We start from the raw sequence: 20,975 nt of genomic DNA, 5'->3' as shown, positions 1-20,975 counted from the left end.
GGGTAAAAGCAGGGGCCGGCTTCGTGCCGGTCCCTGTTTTGTGTGCGGGGGCCGTACCAAAATGGGGATCCTGGGCCGCCGATGACGCGAGGTGGGGGTTATGGCCGGGTCGCCGCCGCGGGCGGACGCGCCGCCCGCGGAATGGTGGGAACGGCTCGCCGCCCGGGCGATTGAAGCGCTCGTCTTCGGAGTGTTCTTTTACATTCTGTTCATCGCGCTGTGGGGCATCTTCCGAACTGTCGGGATGCTGGAGGCGTTCGACGGCCGGCTGCCCGGAGTGTTCGCGTGGCTGGTGGCGGGGCTGGGTTATACGGGCTACGACTGGTCGGCCCATTACCGGCGCGGCAGGACGTTCGGCAAGGCGATCATGGGGATTCGCCTGGCACCGGCCCACGTCTCCGCCAGGGCGCTGCTCAAACGGTCCCTGGTCTATCCGGGCCCTGTCATGCTCATGGGCATTCCCGTGGTCAATCTGCTCGCCGGAATGCTCCTGTTCTGCGTGGGGCTGCTCATCCTGATCGACAAGCCCCTGGAGCGCGGTCCACACGACAGGCTGGCCGGAACGCGCGTGGTAAAAGATCTTCGCTGACCCATCCGTGCCTGGCAGGACGCCAATTCCAAAAATTTTCTCTTGATCCGGTAAGGAGCCTGGAGAGACTGGCATTAGGCTATGGGGCGTCCGGGTTGCCGGATGTTGGTGCCCCGCGAGGCGCAGGGCATCTGTGCGCCGCTATGGTCGGGTGCGAACGGTAGTCACCTAGCGCGCCGTGAGGGCCGCAACGCTCCTCCTGGGCGCGCTCCCATCCGCATAATGCGCCCCCCAAACCCCGCTAGCCGTGGAGGCGAGGACGAATGGAAGCCCTAACAGACGTATTGTCAGCGCTCATCCCCCCTGTGGTGGTGGGCGGCGCCTTCATCTTTGGCGTAGTGAAGTTGGTCCGGTCCGAGGCCCTGGGCGGCCGCCGAAACCGCGAGGATCAGGCCGAGAGCCAGAACTGATCGGCTAGTCAGCCGAATCCCCGCTGCGCTGAATTGTCTCCACGCCTTTCCGGGTATATGTTTGGGCAGGCGAATGAAACAATGCTCCGCGAAAGGATTGCGTAGATGGCCAAGCAGATCCAGGAGATTCTCATCGATGACCTCGATGGGGGCGAGGCCAATGAGACGGTCAGCTTCGCTATTGACGGCTCGTCCTATGAGATTGACCTCAGCGACCTTAACGCGAAGAAGCTGAGGGACGCGCTCACGCCTTTCGTGCAGCACGCGCGCAGGGCGGGCGCCATCTCCACGCGTCGCCGCGGTCGCGGCGGCAGCAGGGCGATGAGCCGCGAGAAGAGCTCGGAGATCCGGCAGTGGGCCAAGGCTCACGGCCTGCCGGTCAGCGAGCGCGGGCGGATCGCCTCCACGGTCGTCGAGAAGTACGAAGCGGCTCACTGAGCGAGTCAACGATCGACCATGCGCTTATGCCGTTCGCCTAGGACCCCGGCGGCCGCCATAAGCGCATGATCGTTATCCGGGCCCGGAACTCGAAAGCCGGACGCCCGGATGGTGATCTTCCATGCGTACATATGCGGGCGTTTTGGCTGCATGTTCCGGCTCCGCCCGCGGCGCTGTTTCGGCGGCGGGCGTCCGCATATGTGATGGCGCCGCAGTCGCGCGCCGAAAGCCGTGTGGGGCGGTCATACCCCATTCAACGTACGCTCGCGTCCGTACGTCATGAGCGTTCCTTCGCGCTCATGGAACGCGCCATAGCGGAAAGCCCGGCGCCGTATAGCCTTGGAGCGATCTACGGGCGGCACCGCTTCTATACCGGTGATCTCACCGAGCGTAAACCCGTGACCGGCTCCCGGGTAAAGCCGTGGCGGAGGGGATGCCCGGAGGCGGGCAATACCGCCGGCGCCGGGATCCCCGTCCGGCGGGCAAAACCCGCGAACCCGAGCACGGCTCGGACAATCCTCGTTCCCCGGCATCTACGCACAATGCCGTGCCTTCTCAACTGCGTAGAAGTGGCGTGAATCCCGTGCGCCCGGCGGGGCGTGGTCTCATCATGCGAGATGAAGTTGGTAACCGGGCTGACCGGATGCAAGATTCGCCCCGGTGCGCCGCCTGCGCCGCCTGTGCCGCGTTGTGCTCAGGGCGTAGGACGGGCGTTTGGACGGTGGCCCTCCGCTACGTAGGATGATTGCGTAACGATACGGACGCGGCATCTGGGATGTGCGGGCGAAGTGGCGCCCCAACGCCGACTCCGCCCGGCGCGTCCGGTGGCCGATCCGTGTGTCCGCACGCGCCGCAGCGGGCAATTTTTCGACGCTTCCGCGAAGCGTCCTAAACATCGTTCGCTTGCGGCGTATCGGGAACACGTCACCCCCGAACAGTAGTTGGATGGAGGGTGAACGCCCTGCTCTCGGGGAACGTCTCTGCTATAGAGCGTGTCAGTGGCAGTGGGCACGGTTCGCCGAGCCAGGGCTAGCATGCGGGATGACGGGCCCGGATTTACCGGACCTGACTGACCGCTCTGTGAGGAGCGACGAGATGTTCGAGAGGTTCACCGACCGAGCGAGGCGTGTTGTCGTCTTGGCCCAAGAAGAGGCCAGGATGCTCAACCACAACTACATCGGCACTGAGCACATTCTTCTTGGCTTGATCCATGAAGGTGAGGGCGTGGCCGCCAAGGCTCTGGAGAGCCTTGGGATCAGCCTTGAGGGTGTGCGCCAGCAGGTCGAGGAGATCATCGGCCAGGGCCAGTCGGCTCCGTCGGGGCACATTCCGTTCACCCCGCGGGCCAAGAAGGTCCTCGAGCTGTCGCTCCGTGAGGCTTTGCAGCTGGGTCACAACTACATCGGCACCGAGCACATCCTGCTCGGGCTCATCCGCGAGGGTGAGGGTGTGGCCGCCCAGGTGCTGGTCAAGCTTGGAGCTGATCTCAACCGTGTGCGGCAGCAGGTCATCCAGTTGCTCCACGGTTACCAGGGCAAGGAGCCGGCCGCGGCAGGCGGCCCGCAGGAGTCGGCCCCGTCGACCTCCCTGGTGCTCGACCAGTTCGGCCGCAACCTGACCCAGGCGGCCCGCGAGGGCAAGCTGGATCCGGTCATCGGCCGCGAGAAGGAGATCGAGCGGGTCATGCAGGTCCTCTCCCGGAGGACCAAGAACAACCCGGTTCTCATCGGCGAGCCCGGCGTCGGCAAGACCGCCGTCGTCGAGGGCCTGTCGCAGAAGATCGTCAGGGGCGAGGTGCCCGAGACGCTGAAGGACAAGCAGCTCTACACGCTTGACCTCGGCGCCCTGGTCGCCGGCTCCCGCTACCGCGGTGACTTCGAGGAGCGCCTGAAGAAGGTGCTCAAGGAGATCCGCACGCGCGGCGACATCATCCTGTTCATCGACGAGCTGCACACGCTCGTCGGCGCGGGCGCCGCGGAGGGCGCGATCGACGCGGCCAGCATCCTCAAGCCCATGCTGGCGCGCGGCGAGCTGCAGACGATCGGCGCGACCACGCTCGACGAGTACCGCAAGTACCTCGAGAAGGACGCCGCGCTGGAGCGCCGGTTCCAGCCGATCCAGGTGGCCGAGCCCTCGCTCAGCCACACGATCGAGATCCTCAAGGGTCTGCGCGACCGCTACGAGGCGCACCACCGCGTGTCCATCACCGACGACGCGCTGGTGGCCGCCGCGCAGCTGGCCGACCGCTACATCAGCGACCGCTACCTTCCCGACAAGGCCATCGACCTCATCGACGAGGCCGGCTCCCGGATGCGCATCCGCAGGATGACCGCTCCGCCGGACCTGCGCGAATACGACGAGAAGATCGCCAACGTCCGTCGCGACAAGGAGTCCGCGATCGACGCGCAGGACTTCGAGAAGGCGGCTGCCCTCCGCGACCAGGAGAAGCAGCTCCAGCTCAAGCGCGAGCGGCGGGAGAAGGAGTGGAAGGCCGGCGACATGGACGTCGTGGCCGAGGTCACCCAGGAGCTCATCGCAGAGGTTCTGGCGACCGCCACCGGCATCCCGGTCTTCAAGCTGACCGAGGAGGAGTCGCAGCGCCTGCTCCGCATGGAGGACGAGCTCCACAAGCGGATCATCGGCCAGGACGACGCCATCAAGGGTCTGTCGCGGTCCATCCGGCGCACCCGCGCCGGGCTGAAGGACCCGCGCCGTCCCGGCGGCTCGTTCATCTTCGCGGGCCCCTCCGGTGTCGGTAAGACCGAGCTGTCCAAGGCTCTGGCGGAGTTCCTCTTCGGCGACGAAGACGCTCTGATCAGCCTGGACATGTCGGAGTTCATGGAGAAGCACACCGTCTCCAGGCTGTTCGGCTCGCCTCCCGGCTACGTCGGCTACGAGGAGGGCGGCCAGCTCACCGAGAAGGTGCGGCGCAAGCCGTTCTCCGTGGTCCTCTTCGACGAGATCGAGAAGGCCCACCCCGACATCTTCAACTCGCTGCTGCAGATCCTGGAAGACGGTCGCCTGACCGACGCCCAGGGCCGCGTGGTCGACTTCAAGAACACGGTCATCATCATGACCACCAACCTCGGCACCCGCGACATCTCCAAGGGCATCGGGGTCGGGTTCGCGAAGTCCAACGACGCCGACTCCAACTACGACCGGATGAAGTCCAAGGTGCAGGAGGAGCTCAAGCAGCACTTCCGGCCCGAGTTCCTCAACCGTGTCGACGACATCGTGGTCTTCCACCAGCTCACGCCGAAGGAGATCATCCAGATCGTCGATCTGATGCTCACCCAGGTGGACTCTCGGCTCAAGGACCGCGACATGGGGCTCGACGTCTCGCCCGAGGCCAAGCAGCTGCTGGCCGACCGGGGCTACGACCCGGTCATGGGCGCCCGTCCGCTGCGCCGTACGATCCAGCGCGAGCTCGAAGACTCGCTGTCGGAGAAGATCCTGTACGGCGAGCTCCGGCCGGGGCAGGTCGTGAAGGTGACCATCGAGGGTGAGGGCGACAACGCCAAGTTCATCTTCAAGGGCGAGTCCGCCTCCAAGGTCCCCGACTCGGCCGCCGCCATCGCGGCTCCGATCCAGCACTGACGGATCTCGAAAGCCCCCGTGTGAATCCCTCACGCGGGGGCTTTTCCATGTCCGCCTGCCTCGGGGGTTTGGTGGTGCCGACTCCAGCCACGGCCCGTCACGCGCCCCTGCCGCTCCTTCGACGCGCCCCCACCCCCGGCCCCACGGCCCCCGCCCGGCCCTCGCCTCAGCCCTGGCCCCCAGCCCCGGGCCCCCGGCGCCTGGGTGCCACTGGCAGTCAGGGAGTCGCTGAGCCTCTCGGGGTTTCGGTGTCCTGTCCGCCCGGTGTTCGCGTCCCCGTGAGGTTGGGGGTGGCGTCCTTGTCGCCGTGTCCGCCTGGCGTTCCTGGGGCTTCACGGCGCGGTAGGCCTTTTGCCCGTATGACGCCCGCATGGCCCATGGTGACCCGGTAAGGTCGGCAGTCGCCTCGGCCCTTCGCTCGGCCGGCGTCCCTTGCGCCGCATGTCTCGGCGGTGGCCTCACGCGGTCGTTGCGTAATTGTTGAAGTACCGGGTGTACCGCCACCGCGAGTAGTACTACACTGTGTAGAGCTTCGCCAAAGTCGCATCCAAGCGAATCACAAGATCGTGTTCTTAGGCTGAGGCCTGCTCCCTGGGGAGTAGTGCGGAATCAACTCAGGGCGGACGCGCGACCCCCGACCGAGCAGCCATGCTCACAAGGGTCAGCAACGTCCTAGGCGGGCGACGGAACACAACGAGTAAGCCGTGGAGGAACCCGATGCGCCTGCGTCACGATGACGGAACGCTCGTTCACCTCGCCTACAACGCGGGCATCCACCCCGCCGAGGACCTGGAGAACCTGATCGCCCACCTGACCCGCTACGCGGTTCCGGTGCGCAAGCGGCTGGGCGTGGAGCGGATGGGCATCGGGTTGTGGCTCTCGCCGAGCGTGGCCGACCACCTCACGGCCGACCGCATCGAGCTCGTACGGCTGCGCCGCTCCCTGGAGGAGCGCGGCCTGGAGGTCGTGAGCCTCAACGGCACCGGCGGCCGCAACCAGGAGGTTCCCGGTCCCGACTGGGCCAAGCCCGAGCGCTACCGCTACACCATGGCGCTGGCCAAGATCCTGGCGTTCCTGCTGCCGGAGGACGTGCGGTTCGGGAGCATCTCGACGATCCCGATCGGGTGGCGCCGCGACTGGCCGGCCGACCTGCACTCGATCGCCACCCGCCGGCTGGAGCGCCTGGCGCGCGAGCTGCGCGGCATCTACAGCGTGACGGGGAAGACCATCAGGGTCGGGTTCGAGCCGTGGCCCGGGTGTGTGCTGGAGACCACCGAGCAGGCTCTTGAGCGGGTGGGCGGCATCGACTCCGAGCACCTGGGCGTGTGCCTGGACGCCTGCCACCTCGCCTGCGGGGCCGAGGAGCCGGGCGCGGCCCTGAAGGGCCTGGCCAAGGCCGGTGCGCCGGTGGTCAAGCTGGGGCACGTGCACAACCACACGGGGGAGACGCCGAGCACGGGGGCCGTGCTGCACGACACGCTGACGGCGATGCTGTCGGGCGCGGTGAGCGGCAGCGCGCACATCGAGGTCGAGACGCACAACCTGACCGTTCCCGGGCGTGCCAAGGGGCCGGGGGCCCTGGTTTCGCTGCTGGCCGAAGAGCTGGCCTGGGCCCGTACGAACCTGACCAGCCTGGGCCTCCAACTGGCCGCCTGAGCCCAGCCCGCCTGCCCGGGCGCCGCCTCCGAGCCCAGCGACCGCCTGGGCGCCGCCTCCGAGGTCCGCAACCGCCTGGGCGCCGCGCCTGGGCCCTGGGCTCGTACTTTTCAGGACCCGCGCCCGCTTGAGGGCCGCCGAGGGTGTCGCGAAGGCACGCGCTGGAGCCCGTCGAACGGGCCGCGGGGGCAGTGCCCGTTCGACGGCTGTGGAGCCGGGCGGGGACGGCGTGCGTCGGTGGGTTGCCGGAGCGGTCGGAGGCGGCACGCCTGTGCGGGTAGTCCTCCGAGCGTCTGCGGGCGGTCCTCCGTGTGTCACAAGGTGCCGAACCAGCCGGGGGTGTCGAGGCGCCAGAGGTTGGCCGGGGTCATTTTGCGCAGGTCCGACTCCAGGGCCTGCAGACGGTCTTCACCTAGCTCGGCGGCCCAGCGGGCGCGCAAGGTGTCGAAGATGCGGGCCGACCGGTTCAGGGCGTCCATCCCGTACGAGGTGAGCCGGACGATCTTGCGTCTGGTGTCATGGGGATCGGCGGTGCGTTCCACGTAGCCGACGCGTTCCAGGGTGTCGATGGTTTTCCCCGCCGCCTGTTTGGACACTCCGAGCGTGCGGCCCAGATCGACGGCCGTGGTGCCCTCAGGGCCGATCGCCTGCATGACGAAACCGTGCATGGGCCGCATGTCCGGATGCCCCTGCCGGGCGAGCTCGGCATGGAGTTCGTCGATCAGCACCCTGAACGCGAGCAGCAGACGCAGCGGAAGTTCGAAGCCTGGACTTGACATGATAGACAACCTGGTTAACTATATAGACAACGTAGTTGCCTATCTTAGAGGAGTTCAGGGATGTCTGTTGTCATGGCCGCCGATTCCCGCAAGACCGAGACGCCCAACGGCGTCATGACCACGCTCGCCTCCCCGACCCAGGGCGGGGCGGGCCAGGCCGTGTGGCGGGTCGACGCCAAGCCGGGCATGGTGGGGCCGGTGCACGCGTTCGACGTCGAGCTGGTGTGGACCTGGCTCGACGGGTCCGCCGTGGTCGAGCTGGGCGGCGAGCGGGTCGAGGTGGGCCCGGGAGACACCATGGTGCTGCCGGCGGACGTGAGCCGCCAGATGTTCGCGGACCCGGAGCGGGGGTTCGTGTCCATCGTGGCCGCCCCGGCCGGGGCGCGGGCCTACAATCCGAGCGGGGTGTCGGAGCCGGACGCCTGCGACCTGGCGCCCAAGGACACGGAGCGCATCGTGCCGCTCTGGGTCAGGTAGTCGCGTGGGGGAGGCGGTAGGTGCCGTCGTCCAGGTGCTCGGCCAGGCCGTCGGCGATCAGGCCGTCGAGGGCGCGCTCGCGCTGGACGGCGTCGTCCCACACCACGTCCAGGGCCGCCTTGGGCACCGGGCCGTGGGCCTTCCGCAGCACCTCCAGCAGGCGGCCCCGGCACTGCCGGTCGGTGCCCGCGTACGTCTGGCCCTTGCGCGCGGGGCCGGCGTGCGGCGGCTTGCCCGCCAGGCGCCAGGCGCACACGCTGCTGATCGGGCAGTCGGCGCAGCGCGGGGAGCGGGCCGTGCAGACGAGGGCGCCCAACTCCATCACGGCCACGCCCCAGCGGGCGGCGCCCAACTCGGGCAGCAGGGCCTCCGCCAGCCGCCGTTCGGCCGCTGAGGTGGCCGTGGGAGGGTACTCCTCCGCGCGTACCGCCCTGGCGAAGACCCGCCGTACGTTGGTGTCCAGGACGGCGTGGCGGCCGCCGTACGCGAAGCTGGCGACCGCGGCGGCGGTGTATTCGCCGATGCCGGGCAGGGACAGCAGGGTCTCGTGGTCGGAGGGCACCTCGCCGCCGTGCTCGTCGGTGATGGCCTTGGCGCAGGCGTGCAGGCGCAGCGCCCGGCGCGGGTAGCCGAGCCGCCCCCAGTGGCGTACGGCCTCTCCCGGTTGCTCTGCGGCCAGTGCCCCGGGGGTGGGCCAGCGGTCCATCCACTCGTGCCAGATGGGCAGTACGCGTACGACCGGGGTCTGCTGGAGCATGATCTCGCTCACCAGCACGCCCCACGGGGTCGCGTCAGCGGCGCGCCACGGGAGGTCTCGGGCGTTGTCCTCGTACCAGTCCAGAACGGGGACGTGCAGGAGGTTCGGCTCAACCACGCGGTCAAGCGTATTCGGAGAATCGGGCCCCCCGGCGTGTCGTCACTCGTTGTAGCCGCACGGCTACCATCCTGTGCCTATGGATCCGGATACTATGCGCGGCGACGGCGGTGACGTCTACTGGCGGCGCCGGATGAGCGTGCTGGTGGCGGTGCTCGTCGTGGTGGCCGTCGTGGCGTGGGCGTGCTCCAGCGGGGGCAGCGGGCCGGAACGCACGTCCAGCGCGAAATCTTCACCGAGCGCGACGCCTGCCGTCGATCCCCTGCTGGCGGGGCTGCGTACGCTCGCGATGGGCACGGCCAGCCCGTCCCCGTCCCCGTCCATCCCCAAGCCGACCCCTCCGGCGCTCCCCAAACGCCCCGGCGACCCCTGCGCCGAGCAGGACCTGGTGCTCAGCATGCAGGGGGGCAGGGAGCCGATCTACACCGGCGAAGCCCGGCCGACGTTCCTGGTCACGCTGGTGAACACGGGCACCGTGATGTGCACCACCGACGTGGGGCCGCGTGCCATGGAGATCCGCATCACCTCGGGGGCCGACCGCATCTGGTCCACCGCCGACTGCGTCAGCGGTGCGGGTTCGGAGGTCAAGGAACTGCAGCGCGGGGTGCCGTTCGTCCGGTCCCTGGAATGGGACCGGCATCGCTCCAGCACCGACTGCCGCACCACCCCGACCGCGGCGCTGCCCGGGACGTACGTGGCCACGGTACGCATGGGCCAGCTCCGCACCGTCAAGGGCGTCTTCCACCTCCGCTGACGACCCGAGGAGCCTGCACACTATGTCGTGATTTCTCCACACATGATCTGGACTCACAGTAGAGTGAGCCGGTCATGTGATCATGGAGGAGTCGTTATGAGGCAGACGGCAGCCGGGCGGATCGGCCGTTCGGTTCTGGTGGTGGCGCTGGCAGCGGGCCTGGTGCCGGTCGGCGTCGCATCCTCGGCGGTCGCCGCCGCGCGGAAGCCGGCCTTCGGGCCGCTCGGGTACGGCAACCTGAAGCTCGGGATGACCGCCGCGAAGGCCAGGGCCACCGGGCGGATCGTTCGCAAGCCCGACGGAGACTCGGCCAGGTGCACGACGTGGGACCTCAAGGAGAGCCCGTACAACGAGTACCGGGTGGGCATGTACATCTCGAAGAAGCTGGGCGTGGTCGTGATCGTCGCACCCGCCGGCGCCCGGACCCCCAAGGGCATCGGCATCGGCTCCACCAGCACGCAGCTCAAGGCCGCCTACCCCAATCTGCGGCGCGGCCCGGGCGGCTACCCCGCCGCCACCGTGCCCGGCAACAAGAAGGCGTACTACCTCTTCAACCAGCGCAAGGGCGAAGTGGTCGAGATGAGCCTGGTGCTGACCAAGCAGGACTGCCTCAGGGTCTGAACCAGGGCCCAGACGTCCTGGACGGCGAACGCTGGATCGTCCATGAGACGAGGGCGGTGGAAACGGGGCGGAGCGCGGCCTGAGCAGGCGGATGGCGCGTAGCGCCCCAAGGGCGGAGGCGAGGCTTCAGACGTAGCGCTCCAGGATGGAGGACTCGGCCAGGCGGGAGAGGCCCTCGCGGACGCTGCGGGCGCGTGACTCCCCGACCCCGCCCACCGCCTGCAGGTCGTCGATGCTGGCCGCCAGCAGCTTCTGCAGGCCGCCGAAATGGTTGACCAGGCGGTCGACCACCGTGGCCGGGAGGCGGGGGACCTTGGCCAGGAGGCGGAAGCCGCGGGGGCTGACGGGGCTCTCCAGCTTGTCGGCGCCGGTGTGGCCCAGGACGTGGGCGACGGCGGTGAGGTCGAGCAGCTCGCTGCCCGACAGCTTGTCCAGGTCGTGCATCGCCTCGACCAGGCGGCGCTGGCGGCGGCCCGAGGGGGCGGGGAGGTAGTCGCGGATGACCAGCTCCCGCTCCGAGTCGACCCCCGCCACCAGCTCGTCCAGCTGCAGGGACAGCAGGCGGCCGTCCGTGCCCAGCTCGACCACGTAGCCCTTGATCTCGTCGGAGATCCTGCGGACCATCTCCAGCCGCTGGGCCACCGCGGACACGTCTCTGACCGTGACCAGGTCCTCGATCTCCAGCGCCGACAGGGTGCCGGAGACCTCGTCGAGGCGGTGTTTGTAGCGCTCTAGGGTGGCCAGGGCCTGGTTGGCCTTGGAGAGGATGGCCGCCGACTCCTCCAGCACGTAGCGGATGCCGTCGAGGTAGAGGGCGATGATGCGCATCGACTTGCTGATGGCGATGATGGGCAGGCCGGTCTGCCGGGCCACGCGCTGGGCGGTGCGGTGGCGGGTGCCGGACTCGTCGGTGGGGATGGACGGGTCGGGCACCAGGTGCACGGCGGCGCGGACGATCTTGTGGTCGCCGCTCAGCACGATCGCGCCGTCCATCTTGGCCAGCTCGCGCAGCCTGGTGGCGGAGAAGTCGACGTCGAGCTCGAAACCGCCGCTGCACAGCTCTTCGACGACCCTGTTGTAGCCGAGCACGATCAGCCCGCCGGTCTGCCCGCGCAGGATCCGCTCCAGGCCGTCGCGCAGAGGCGTGCCCGGGGCCACCGCGGCCAAGGCCTCGCGACGGCGGTCGTCCAGACTCCTATCCACCTGACCCCCGTGTCGATCGGTCACGCTCAGCTTAGCCGTGCTATGTCACGTGCGTGAGAGCGTCCCAGACGTTCTCCGCCTGCACCACCTCGAACCCGGGCGCGAACGCCACCGGCCCCACTGGCACCAGAGCACGCTGTCCGTTGCGCTTGCGGGTGCCTTCTTCGAGCGATCCGGACGGTACGAGGGCCCGCTTGAAACCGAGCCTGGCCGCCTCCGTCAGCCTCCTGCGTACGTCCTTGACCGGGCGCAGCTCGCCGGCCAGGCCCACCTCGCCGAGCGCCACCAGGCCGGGCGGCAGCGGCTTGTCGCCGGCGGCGCTCGCGACGGCGAGCATGACCGAGAGGTCGACGGCCGGATCGGCCAGCTTGATGCCGCCCACGGTCGCGGTGAACACGTCGCAGCCGCCGAGGCGGGCGTTGAGCCGGCGCTCCAGCACCGCGAGGATCATCTGCACGCGGTAGGTGTCGAGGCCCGACGACGTGCGCCGGGGCTGCTGCGCCTCGGTGCGGGCGACCAGGGCCTGGACCTCGGCGGGAAGCGGGCGGGTGCCCTCGACCGTGACGGTGACGCAGGTGCCGGGCACCGGCTCGCTGCGCCGCGAGACGAACAGACCGCTCGGGTCGGTGATGCCCTCGATGCCGCGCTCGTGCAGGTCGAAGCAGCCGACCTCGTCGGTGGGCCCGAACCGGTTTTTGATCGCGCGCACCATGCGCAGCCTGGAGTGGCGGTCGCCCTCGAAGCTGAGCACGACGTCGACCAGGTGCTCCAGCGTGCGCGGGCCCGCGATCGAGCCCTCCTTGGTGACATGGCCGACCAGCACGGTGGCCATGTTGCGCTCCTTGGCCAGGCGGACCAGGTTGGCGGCCACCTCGCGCACCTGCGTCACCCCGCCGGGCACGCCGGTGGCCTGCGCCGAGCCGATCGTCTGCACCGAGTCGATCACCAGCAGCGTGGGCTCGACCTTCTCCACGTGGGCGATCACGGCCGACAGCTCGGTCTCCGCCGCGAGGAAGAGGCGGTCGCGGATCGCGCCGATGCGGTCGGCCCGCAGCCGCACCTGGGCCGCCGACTCCTCGCCCGTCACGTAGAGGACGGTCTCGCGCTCGGCGATGCTGGCCGCGGCCTCGAGCAGGAGGGTGGACTTGCCGATGCCCGGCTCGCCCGCGAGCAGCACCACCGCCCCCGGCACCAGGCCGCCGCCGAGCACCCGGTCGAGCTCGCCGACGCCGGTCGTGCGGGCGGTCGCCACCTCGGCCTTGACCTGCCCGATCGGCACCGCGGGCCCGGTGGTGGCGCCGGCCTGGACGACATTGGCCCCGGCGCGCGCGCCCTCCTCGTCGACCGTGCCCCACGCCTGGCACTCGCCGCACCTGCCCACCCACTTGGTGGTGCGCCACCCGCACTCGGCGCAGCGGTATCCGGGCTTCTGGGCAGTCTTGGCCATGTCGAGCAGGCTAGCGGGACGAGCCGACAATCTTCGACAGGCACGGGCCCGGCAGGGGCTACGCCAGGCCCAGCTCCGAGACGAGCATGCGCTTGGGCTTGGCGCCGACGACCTGCTTGACCGGCTCGCCGTTCTCGAACAGCAGCAGCGTCGGGATGCCCATCACGCCGTAACGGGCCATGATCTCCGGGTTTTCGTCGGTGTTGAGCTTGCCGATGGTCAGCCCGTGCTCGGCCTCGATCTGGTCGAGCACCGGCGCCACCATGCGGCACGGCCCGCACCACTCCGCCCAGAAGTCGACCAGCACCGGCTTGTCGCTCTTGAGCACCTGCTCCTCGAAGTTCTCGGTGGTCAGCGTGATCATGTCTATCCCCTTACGAAGCAACCTGGGCACGACTGCGCGAGCTGGGTGGCGACCTCGGCACGGCGGGCGAGCAGGACGCGGATCTCCTCGTCGATCTCGTTGAGCTTGCGCTCGTAGACCTCGACCGACTCCGAGCACGAGCCTCCCGAGCTGTGCCCCCGGCGCAGGCAGTCGACGAACGGCCGGGTGTCCTCCAGCGTGAAGCCGATGCTGAGCAGCGCCCGGATCTCGGACACCAGCCTGACGTCGTCCTCGCTGTAGTCTCGGTAGCCGTTGGACCCGCGACGGGCTTTGAGCAGCCCGTGCTGCTCGTAGTAGCGAAGCGAGCGAGTGCTCACCCCCGTGCGTTCCGCCAGCTCTCCGATGCGCATGCCTCCAAGGTAAACGTTGACACCGACGTCAATGTCAAGCCGCGAGGGAGCGCCGTCGCCTGGACTGAGGAGCGGCGGGAGCGGAGCGACCAGAGCGACGAGGGAAGGCGGCGGCTCTCCAGCGACCGAGCCGCCTCTGCGGAGCGGAGGCCATGAACACGGACGGAGTGCGGCCGTGAGCTCAGTAGTAGCGCCAGCGCAGCACGTTCGGGTAGGGGAGCTCCAGGCCGGGCGTCTCGGCGATGGCCTGTTCGGCCACCTCGGGGGTGAACTCGATGCGCAGCACCGCCTCCAGGTCCGCCCGCCGCTCGAAGGCCATCCTGAGGTCCACAGGCCGCCGCTGCCAGCCCTGGCGGTCCCAGAACAACTCGACCTCCCGGGCGGAGTACGTCGGCACCGTACGCGAGAACCAGCGGCCGAACGCCCCCCGCGTGGCGTCGAGGTCGAGGACGAAGGCCGCCCCGCCCCGGCGTACCACCCGGGTCAGCTCGCGCAGGCCCGGCTCGCAGCCAGGACCGAAGAAGTACGCCCAGCGCGCCATGGCCACGTCCACGCTCGCGTCGGGCAGCGGCAGGTTCTGGGCCGTGGCGGCGTGGACGGCCACGTTGGCCAGGGCGGCGCAGCGGCGCCTGGCGAGCGTGGCCAGGTCGCCGTGCGGCTCCACGCCGATCACCTGCGCGGCCTCGGACGCGAGCACGGGCAGGTGGAACCCGGTGCCGCAGCCGATGTCGAGCACGGTGGCGTCGTTCCATGGGCGCAGGGCGCGCATCGCCGCGTCGGCCGCGCCTTCGGGGTCGACTGCGCGGTTCTCCAGTTCGTAGATCTGAGGCGTGTTCCAGATGTTCGGGCTGGGGATCGCACCCTTCGCTATCCGTGGCATGTCCCAAAGTTAAGCCAGCCCCCGGACGCGGCTCACCAAAGGGGCTTTCGCGCCAGATCGGCTCCACCGGCTTAGGCTGGCAGCGTGGCTGATGTCATCCGCGTGCCCAATGCGAAGATCGCATTGTCCACTGCTTCGGTATATCCGGAACGTACTCCCGACGCGTTCGAGCTGGCCGCGCGCCTGGGTTACGACGGTGTCGAGATCATGGTGGGCGCCGACCCCGTGAGCCAGGACATCGACGTGATCGAGCGGCTCTCCGAGCACTACCATGTGCCCGTCCTGGCGATCCACGCCCCTTGCCTGCTGGTCACCCAGCGCGTCTGGGGCCGCGACCCCTGGGCCAAACTGGTCAAGGCGCAGAAGGCCGCCGAGCGGCTGGGCGCCTCGACGGTCGTGGTCCACCCGCCGTTCCGCTGGCAGCGCGAGTACGCCCGCGAGTTCGAGACGGGGCTGGCCAGGATGCGTGACGAGACGGACGTGACGTTCGCGGTCGAGAACATGTTCCCCCTGAAGGCCAGGGGCAACGACGTGGTGCCCTACTCGCCCGACTGGAACCCGATCGACTACGACTTCCCGCAGGTCACGCTCGACCTGTCGCACACGGCCGTGTCCGGCTCCGACGCCATGGAGATGGCCGTCAAGCTCGGCGACCGGCTGGCCCACCTCCACCTGGCCGACGGCCTCGGGGTGACCAACAAGGACGAGCACCTCGTGCCCGGCAGGGGCAACCAGCCGTGCGCCCAGATGCTGGAGCGCCTGGCTGGCACCGGCTACTCGGGGCTGGTGGTGCTGGAGGTCAACACCCGCAAGGCGGCCAGCCGCACCGAGCGGATCGACGATCTGGCGGAGGGGCTGGCGTTCGCCCGGTTGCACCTGGCGGCGAACTCATGAACAGAGGACCCATCAAAGGACTGGGCAGGATCTTCGATCGGGTGGCCGACGCGTACGACGCGGGCCGGCCCCACTATCCCGACGAGCTGTACCGCGCGCTGACCGAGGTGTCCGGCGTCGACCTCGACGGCGCGACCACGGTGGACGTCGGCGCGGGCACCGGCATCATGACGCGCGCGCTCAGGGCGCGCGGCTCCCACGTCATCGCGGTCGACCCGGGCGCGGAGATGCTGGCCCGCCTGGTCTCCCGGTCGGAGGGCGGAACGCCCCGCGTCGCGGCCCTGCTGGGCGACGGCAACGCGCTGCCGCTGGGCGACGGCGTGGCCGACCTGGTGACGTACGCGCAGTCGTGGCACTGGCTCGACCCCGTGGTGTCGATCGCTGAGGCCAGGCGGGTGCTGCGGCCCGAGGGGGCCATCGTGGGCTGCTGGAACTTCAACCACGCGGCGCAGGCCGACTGGCTGGCCGCCTACGAGGCCCGGCTGGCGGAGGCGGTGCCCTCCTACTACGGCCCGGCGGTCGAGCAGTGGTCGGCGCCGCCCATCGCCTCGGCCTTCGAGGTGGTCGAGGAGCGCTGGATCCCCTGGACCCGGCTGGTCGGCATCGAGGACTTCCTGCTCGACCTGCGCTCCCACTCCTACATGGCGGCCCTGCCGCCGCACGTCGCCGACGAGCTGGTCGAGCGGCAGCGCGTCGAGCTGCGCAAGGAGTTCCCCGAAGGCGTGCTCTCCGTCCCCTTGCGCGTCTACCTGGCGGTGGGCCGGTGACGGTCGACAGGAAACGCCCTGGGCGGCGGCCGGGGGCGGCCGATACTCGGGGGGAGATCCTGGCCGCGGCCAGGAAGGTGTTCGCGGAGAAGGGGTTCGACAAGGCCACCGTGCGCGGCATCGCCCGCGAGGCCAAGGTCGACCCCGCCCTCGTGCACCACTACTTCGAGACGAAGGAGGGCATGTTCGCGGCGGCCATGCGGCTGCCGTTCTCGCCGGAGAACATCGTCCTGGTGCTGGTCAACGGCCCGCGCGAGGAGGTCGGCGAGCGGCTCGTACGCATGCTGCTCCAGGTCACCGCCTCGCCGGAGACGCGCGAGCCGATGCTGGCGCTGATCCGCTCGGCCATGACGAACGAGCAGGCGGTCACGATGGTCCGCGAGTTCTTCACGAACGCGCTGCTCTTCCAGGTGGCCGACCGGCTGGAGGTGCCGTACCTGCGGGTCGAGGCGGCGTTCGCCCAGATGTTCGGCATGGTCATGGCCCGTTACGTGATCAAGCTGGAGCCGATGGCGAGCGCCGGTCACGACGAGCTCGTGGCCTTGCTCGCGCCGACCGTCCAGAGGTACTTCACTGGCTAGAGCATTGTTCTGCACAGAGCGATGACCATAGGGTATGTCGCGTACGCCGGAAATGTTACTCGCGGGTAGGATCCGGGTAACGGTTTGTGGGACGGGTGACCGTACGCTGACAGCCAACGTCGTCTGTGGGAGGACCCTGTGCTCTGGGTAGCCATCATCGGGCTCGTGATGACCGTCCTCGCGGTGGCCGTCGCCGGCCGCAGGGCGCTGTTCCTGTTCAAGCTGGCGACCGTGGGGCCGCCCGCGCCGGAGCGGATCGAGTACGCCAAGACCCATGCGGCCGACGAGGTCAAGGCGCAGCTGGTCGAGGTGTTCGGGCAGAAGAAGCTGCTGAAGTGGACGCCGTCCGGGGTCGCGCACTTCTTCGTCATGTGGGCGTTCTTCATCCTGCTGACCGTCTACATCGAGGCGTACGGCGCGATCATCCAGGGCGCGATCACCGGCACGCCCGACTTCCACATCCCGCTGATCGGCACCTGGGGCGTGCTCGGCTTCCTGCAGGACTTCATCGCGGTCGCCTGCGTGCTCGGCCTGATCGCCTTCGCGGTCATCCGGATCAAGAACTCGCCCGACAAGCTCGGCCGGAGCTCGCGCTTCTCCGGATCCCACCTCGGCGGCGCGTGGCTCGTCCTGTTCATGATCTTCAACATCATCTGGACGCTCTTCCTGGCCAGGGGCGCCTCGGCGGCCAACGGCAACTTCCCCTACTCCTCCGGCGCGTTCGTCTCGCTCGCGCTCGGCGACGTGCTGCCGGACAGCCCGCTGCTGGAGGAGATCGCGCTGCTGCTGCACATCGGCTTCATGCTGGTGTTCCTGGTCATCGTGGTGAACTCCAAGCACCTGCACATCTTCACCGCGCCCCTCAACGTGCTCTTCTCGCGCCGTCCCGACGGCCTGGGCGGCGCGCCGGAGATGCGGGTGGCGGGCAAGGCCGTCGACTTCGAGGACGAGGACCTCGACCCGGAGAAGCTCGGTCGCGGCAAGATCGCCGACACCACGTGGAAGGGCTTCCTGGACTTCTACTCCTGTACGGAGTGCGGCCGCTGCCAGTCGCAGTGCCCGGCGTGGAACACCGACAAGCCGCTCTCGCCGAAGATGCTCATCCTCGACCAGCGCGACCACGCCTTCAAGGTGGCCCCGTACCTGCTGGCCGCCCAGCAGGGCGTCGAGCACAAGGACACCGACGTGCTCGCGCTGCTGGACAAGCCGCTGGTCGGCGAGGACGGCGTGATCCACCCCGATGTGCTGTGGTCCTGCACCAACTGCGGCGCCTGCGTCGAGCAGTGCCCGGTGGACATCGAGCACATCGACCACATCCTCGACATGCGCCGCTACCAGGTGATGGTGGAGTCGTCGTTCCCGTCCGAGGCGGGGGTGATGGTGAAGAACCTGGAGAACAAGGGCAACCCGTGGGGCATGTCCGAGATGAAGCGGGCCGACTGGATCGAGGAGCTCGACTTTGAGGTCGAGCTCGTCGAGGACAAGATGCCCGAGGACGCCGAATACCTGTTCTGGGTGGGCTGCGCGGGCGCGCTCGAAGACCGGGCCAAGAAGACCACCAAGGCCGTGGCGGAGCTGCTGCACATCGCGGGCGTGAAGTTCGCCGTGCTCGGCCCGATGGAGGCGTGCACCGGCGACCCGGCCCGCCGCCTGGGCATGGAATACCTGTTCAACATGCTGGCCCAGCAGAACATCGAGACCCTCAACGAGGCCGGCGTCAAGAAGATCGTCGCCACCTGCCCCCACTGCTTCAACACCCTGGCCAACGAATATCCGCAGCTCGGCGGCACGTACGAGGTGGTGCACCACACGCAGCTGCTGTCGAAGCTCGTGGACGAGGGCCTGCTGACCCCGATCACCCCGATCGAGGAGAAGATCACCTACCACGACCCGTGCTTCCTGGGCCGCCACAACAAGGTCTACTCCCAGCCCCGCGACATCATGTCCAAGGTGCCGGGGGTGCGGACCCAGGAGATGCACCGGCACAAGGACCGCGGGTTCTGCTGCGGCGCCGGCGGCGCGCGCATGTGGATGGAGGAGCGCATCGGCAAGCGCATCAACACCGAGCGGGTGGACGAGGCGCTGACGACCGATCCTGACACCGTCTCGACCGCCTGCCCGTTCTGCATGGTCATGCTCGGGGACGCGATCAACGAGAAGAAGAACAACGGCGAGGCCAAGGAATCGCTCGAAGTCGTGGACGTCGCCCAGCTGTTGATCAAATCGGTCAAGGGCGCTTCCTGACCGTGCGATGTCGGACTCCTCCACAGCCCTTGTGGAGGAGTTTCGCACGTCACGCAGGTCAACTGCGCGAAATCCAGCATCCACATAACGGGAAAATCACGGTAACCTCAACGTCGCATGGCTCTATTCGACGGGGAGGGGGCTCGTGATGGGCGTCGTCGTCACGGACGCCGAAGTCACTCTGGCCGACATCCTCGCCCTCCGGCTCGCCATCGACGCACCACTGGAAGACGGCACCGAACTCGTGCTCAGGCATCGCACCACGGGGGTGGAACGCGACGTGCGGCTCGGCACGCCAGGCGCTCGGGCGCGCGAGGCCACGGTCGCGGTCTCGCTCGCGCCGCTGGAGCTCACGACCGGACGCTGGGACGCCTACCTGCGGGGGGCGGGCGGCAAGCGCAGCAGGCTGCGCAGCGTCGATCCGGGCTTCTCGCTGGACCACCTCGACGCGTACGCCCTGTGCAAGCGGACCCTCGCCTACCGCTCGTACCGCACGCGCAACGGGTTCCTGGCGCTGAAGATCTCCGATGCCGAGCCGGTGGCCGAGGTCCGCTCGATCTGGTTCAGGGAGGGGCGCTTCGAGGTGATGGGCCTGCTGGCGTACACCGGGCTCGAGGACGACGACTCCCGCCATGAGGCCGTGCTGAGACTGGACCGCAGGCAGACCAGCGCGCGGCTCTCGGCCACCGCCACCGTGCAGGGCGTGCGCTTCCACGCCGCCGTGTCGCTCGTGGACGTGGTGGGCGCCGACCACGACGCCGCGGCGAGCTCCGGCACCTGGGAGCCCGCGCTGGAGGTCGAGGGCGTGCCCACGCCGCTCAAGCTGGGCTCGCGGCTCGACGACGTCGACGGCAAGAGACGCCGGCTGCACTATCCCTCGGCCACGGTGGACGGGGTGCCCATCAGACCCTGCTACACCGCCGACGACGAGCTGCGGATCGAGGTCGGCGGATGAAGGTCAGCCTGCTCCTCGCCTCCGCGTACGCGATGAGGGGTGACGTGCACGCCACGCTGAACCTCGCGACCGCCCTGTCCGACCGGCACGACGTCGAGGTGATCAGCGTCAGGCGGCAGAGGGAGAAGCCGTTCTTCGCCGTCGGGCCCAAGGTGACCATGCGCAGCCTGATCGACGCCCGGCCGGGCGTCCGGCACCTGTTCCCGCGCGGGCAGGTCCGCGCGGAGGTGGCGCTGTGGCGGCTGCTGCGCAACCTCAAGTCCGACGTGCTGATCACGACGAGGCCGGGGCTCGGCGTCCAGGCCGCGCGGCACGCTCCGCGCGAGACCCTGAAGATCGCCAGGGAGTGGGGCCGGCCGGCCGTCCCCGCGCCGGTGAAACGCTTCTACCCGCGCCTGGACGCCGTCGTGACGGCCACGGAGTCGGCCGAGGAGGAGTGGAGCAAGCTCCTCACCGACGGGCCCCGTGTGACCTCTGTGCTGGACGCGCTGCCCAAGGGGCCGTGGCCGCGCTCGCGGATGGACAACCGGATCGTGGCCGCCGGCGGCCGGTGGGTGCCGGTCAAGGCGTACGACCGGCTGATCAGGGCGTTCGCGATCGTGGTGGACAAGCGCCCCGACTGGCGGCTGCGCCTGTACGGCGGTGGGCCGGAGGAGCGGCGGCTGCGCGCGCTGGTGCGCGAGCTCAGCCTGCACAACCACGTCTACTTCATGGGCACGACGCCCGACCTGGCGGGCGAGTTCGCCAAGGCGTCGATCGTGGCCACCACCGCGATCAGCGACGACCTCGGCATGGCGGTGCTGGAGGCCATGGGCTGCGGGGTGCCCGTGGTGGCCTTCGAGGGGGCCAGGGGGCCGAGGGAGTTCGTGGCGACGGGCTACAACGGGGTGCTGGTGCCAGAGACCGAGGGTGACCTGGAGCTGTTCGCGGCGGCCCTGCTGGCGCTGATCGACGACGAGCGCCGGCGGCGCTCGCTCGCGGCGGGCGCGCTGGACACCGCGGTCCGCCACGCGCCCGACGAGGTGGCCGAGCAGTGGGAGAAGCTCATCAGGGACCTGCGCTGAGCGACCAGGG

General features: G+C 69.2%; 20 protein-coding genes. 13 read left to right on the top strand and 7 right to left on the bottom strand.

The annotated features are described in order from the left end of the window. Positions 1–100: 100 nt before the first annotated feature. From ABZS69_RS04270 to ABZS69_RS04255, 4 genes are all read left to right on the top strand, one after another. Positions 101–589, top strand: a complete 489-nt coding sequence (locus tag ABZS69_RS04270; protein ID WP_355366215.1) for an RDD family protein — start codon at positions 101–103, stop codon at positions 587–589. Positions 590–1,104: 515 nt separating this feature from the next. Beyond that, complete coding sequence (locus ABZS69_RS04265; protein ID WP_355366212.1) at positions 1,105–1,437, top strand: Lsr2 family protein; 333 nt, start codon at positions 1,105–1,107, stop codon at positions 1,435–1,437. A gap of 1,095 nt (positions 1,438–2,532) precedes the next feature. Continuing rightward, positions 2,533–5,034: an ATP-dependent Clp protease ATP-binding subunit gene (locus ABZS69_RS04260; RefSeq protein ID WP_355366209.1), complete on the top strand. Its 2,502-nt coding sequence runs from the start codon at positions 2,533–2,535 to the stop codon at positions 5,032–5,034. Positions 5,035–5,751: 717 nt separating this feature from the next. Further along, entirely contained in the window at positions 5,752–6,690 is a 939-nt protein-coding gene (locus ABZS69_RS04255) for a TIM barrel protein (protein WP_355366206.1), read from the top strand. 314 nt (positions 6,691–7,004) lie between these two features. Here the strand turns inward: ABZS69_RS04255 and ABZS69_RS04250 are convergent, their stop codons facing one another. After that, positions 7,005–7,469 (bottom strand): MarR family winged helix-turn-helix transcriptional regulator, encoded by a 465-nt coding sequence (locus ABZS69_RS04250; RefSeq protein WP_355366203.1) that lies wholly within the window; start codon positions 7,467–7,469, stop codon positions 7,005–7,007. 60 nt (positions 7,470–7,529) lie between these two features. On the opposite strand from ABZS69_RS04250, the gene ABZS69_RS04245 reads away from it, so the two are divergent. After that, complete coding sequence (locus ABZS69_RS04245) at positions 7,530–7,946, top strand: cupin (protein WP_355366200.1); 417 nt, start codon at positions 7,530–7,532, stop codon at positions 7,944–7,946. Here ABZS69_RS04245 and ABZS69_RS04240 read toward each other — a convergent pair. After that, entirely contained in the window at positions 7,939–8,820 is an 882-nt protein-coding gene (locus ABZS69_RS04240) for an A/G-specific adenine glycosylase (protein ID WP_355366197.1), read from the bottom strand. The genes ABZS69_RS04245 and ABZS69_RS04240 overlap by 8 nt on opposite strands. Before the next feature lie 79 nt (positions 8,821–8,899). Here ABZS69_RS04240 and ABZS69_RS04235 point away from each other — a divergent pair, with 79 nt between their 5' ends. Continuing rightward, positions 8,900–9,574, top strand: coding sequence for a hypothetical protein (locus ABZS69_RS04235; protein WP_355366194.1), 675 nt, complete (start codon positions 8,900–8,902; stop codon positions 9,572–9,574). Between the two features lie 96 nt (positions 9,575–9,670). Next, positions 9,671–10,195 carry a hypothetical protein gene (locus tag ABZS69_RS04230; protein WP_355366191.1) on the top strand — a complete coding sequence of 175 codons (525 nt, stop codon included), beginning with the start codon at positions 9,671–9,673 and terminating at the stop codon, positions 10,193–10,195. 126 nt (positions 10,196–10,321) lie between these two features. On the opposite strand, the gene disA is transcribed toward ABZS69_RS04230, so the two are convergent. The 5 genes from disA to ABZS69_RS04205 form a co-directional block, all read right to left on the bottom strand. Next, positions 10,322–11,398, bottom strand: coding sequence for a DNA integrity scanning diadenylate cyclase DisA (disA, locus tag ABZS69_RS04225; protein WP_355366188.1), 1,077 nt, complete (start codon positions 11,396–11,398; stop codon positions 10,322–10,324). 40 nt (positions 11,399–11,438) lie between these two features. Then, the gene (gene radA, locus ABZS69_RS04220) at positions 11,439–12,845 is read right to left on the bottom strand and encodes a DNA repair protein RadA (protein WP_355366185.1); all 1,407 of its coding nucleotides are present in this window, start codon (positions 12,843–12,845) and stop codon (positions 11,439–11,441) included. A gap of 58 nt (positions 12,846–12,903) precedes the next feature. Next, positions 12,904–13,209 (bottom strand): thioredoxin, encoded by a 306-nt coding sequence (gene trxA / locus ABZS69_RS04215; protein ID WP_355366182.1) that lies wholly within the window; start codon positions 13,207–13,209, stop codon positions 12,904–12,906. Between the two features lie 2 nt (positions 13,210–13,211). After that, entirely contained in the window at positions 13,212–13,580 is a 369-nt protein-coding gene (locus tag ABZS69_RS04210; protein ID WP_355366179.1) for a MerR family transcriptional regulator, read from the bottom strand. Between the two features lie 181 nt (positions 13,581–13,761). Continuing rightward, positions 13,762–14,460, bottom strand: coding sequence for a class I SAM-dependent methyltransferase (locus tag ABZS69_RS04205; protein ID WP_355366176.1), 699 nt, complete (start codon positions 14,458–14,460; stop codon positions 13,762–13,764). 84 nt (positions 14,461–14,544) lie between these two features. Between ABZS69_RS04205 and ABZS69_RS04200 the strand changes: the two genes are divergently transcribed. The 6 genes from ABZS69_RS04200 (at position 14,545) to ABZS69_RS04175 (ending at position 20,965) form a co-directional block, all read left to right on the top strand. After that, complete coding sequence (locus tag ABZS69_RS04200) at positions 14,545–15,354, top strand: sugar phosphate isomerase/epimerase (protein ID WP_355366173.1); 810 nt, start codon at positions 14,545–14,547, stop codon at positions 15,352–15,354. Continuing rightward, positions 15,351–16,121, top strand: a complete 771-nt coding sequence (locus ABZS69_RS04195; RefSeq protein ID WP_355366170.1) for a class I SAM-dependent methyltransferase — start codon at positions 15,351–15,353, stop codon at positions 16,119–16,121. The genes ABZS69_RS04200 and ABZS69_RS04195 overlap by 4 nt, the downstream gene beginning before the upstream one ends. Then, positions 16,118–16,702 (top strand): TetR family transcriptional regulator, encoded by a 585-nt coding sequence (locus ABZS69_RS04190; protein WP_355366167.1) that lies wholly within the window; start codon positions 16,118–16,120, stop codon positions 16,700–16,702. Before ABZS69_RS04195 ends, ABZS69_RS04190 begins: the two co-directional genes overlap by 4 nt. Positions 16,703–16,840: 138 nt before the next feature. After that, entirely contained in the window at positions 16,841–18,946 is a 2,106-nt protein-coding gene (locus ABZS69_RS04185; protein ID WP_355366164.1) for a (Fe-S)-binding protein, read from the top strand. Between the two features lie 148 nt (positions 18,947–19,094). Continuing rightward, a complete protein-coding gene (locus tag ABZS69_RS04180) occupies positions 19,095–19,901 on the top strand; it encodes a hypothetical protein (RefSeq protein ID WP_355366917.1) in 807 nt (268 codons plus the stop codon). After that, a complete protein-coding gene (locus tag ABZS69_RS04175) occupies positions 19,898–20,965 on the top strand; it encodes a glycosyltransferase (protein ID WP_355366161.1) in 1,068 nt (355 codons plus the stop codon). Before ABZS69_RS04180 ends, ABZS69_RS04175 begins: the two co-directional genes overlap by 4 nt. Positions 20,966–20,975: the final 10 nt, after the last annotated feature.

The organism is Nonomuraea sp. NPDC005650, assembly GCF_040605375.1.
In the GTDB taxonomy this organism is placed as follows: domain Bacteria; phylum Actinomycetota; class Actinomycetes; order Streptosporangiales; family Streptosporangiaceae; genus Nonomuraea.
This window is presented reverse-complemented; position numbering and strand designations above follow the sequence as displayed.

Bases quoted from the DNA above. Each gene is read 5' to 3' on its own strand.
- ABZS69_RS04270 (WP_355366215.1), top strand. From the start codon at position 101: ATGGCCGGGTCGCCGCCGCGGGCGGACGCGCCGCCCGCGGAATGGTGG.
- ABZS69_RS04265 (WP_355366212.1), top strand. From the start codon at position 1,105: ATGGCCAAGCAGATCCAGGAGATTCTCATCGATGACCTCGATGGGGGC.
- ABZS69_RS04260 (WP_355366209.1), top strand. From the start codon at position 2,533: ATGTTCGAGAGGTTCACCGACCGAGCGAGGCGTGTTGTCGTCTTGGCC.
- ABZS69_RS04255 (WP_355366206.1), top strand. From the start codon at position 5,752: ATGCGCCTGCGTCACGATGACGGAACGCTCGTTCACCTCGCCTACAAC.
- ABZS69_RS04250 (WP_355366203.1), bottom strand. From the start codon at position 7,469: ATGTCAAGTCCAGGCTTCGAACTTCCGCTGCGTCTGCTGCTCGCGTTC.
- ABZS69_RS04245 (WP_355366200.1), top strand. From the start codon at position 7,530: ATGTCTGTTGTCATGGCCGCCGATTCCCGCAAGACCGAGACGCCCAAC.
- ABZS69_RS04235 (WP_355366194.1), top strand. From the start codon at position 8,900: ATGGATCCGGATACTATGCGCGGCGACGGCGGTGACGTCTACTGGCGG.
- ABZS69_RS04230 (WP_355366191.1), top strand. From the start codon at position 9,671: ATGAGGCAGACGGCAGCCGGGCGGATCGGCCGTTCGGTTCTGGTGGTG.
- radA (WP_355366185.1), bottom strand. From the start codon at position 12,845: ATGGCCAAGACTGCCCAGAAGCCCGGATACCGCTGCGCCGAGTGCGGG.
- trxA (WP_355366182.1), bottom strand. From the start codon at position 13,209: ATGATCACGCTGACCACCGAGAACTTCGAGGAGCAGGTGCTCAAGAGC.
- ABZS69_RS04210 (WP_355366179.1), bottom strand. From the start codon at position 13,580: ATGCGCATCGGAGAGCTGGCGGAACGCACGGGGGTGAGCACTCGCTCG.
- ABZS69_RS04205 (WP_355366176.1), bottom strand. From the start codon at position 14,460: ATGCCACGGATAGCGAAGGGTGCGATCCCCAGCCCGAACATCTGGAAC.
- ABZS69_RS04195 (WP_355366170.1), top strand. From the start codon at position 15,351: ATGAACAGAGGACCCATCAAAGGACTGGGCAGGATCTTCGATCGGGTG.
- ABZS69_RS04180 (WP_355366917.1), top strand. From the start codon at position 19,095: ATGGGCGTCGTCGTCACGGACGCCGAAGTCACTCTGGCCGACATCCTC.
- ABZS69_RS04175 (WP_355366161.1), top strand. From the start codon at position 19,898: ATGAAGGTCAGCCTGCTCCTCGCCTCCGCGTACGCGATGAGGGGTGAC.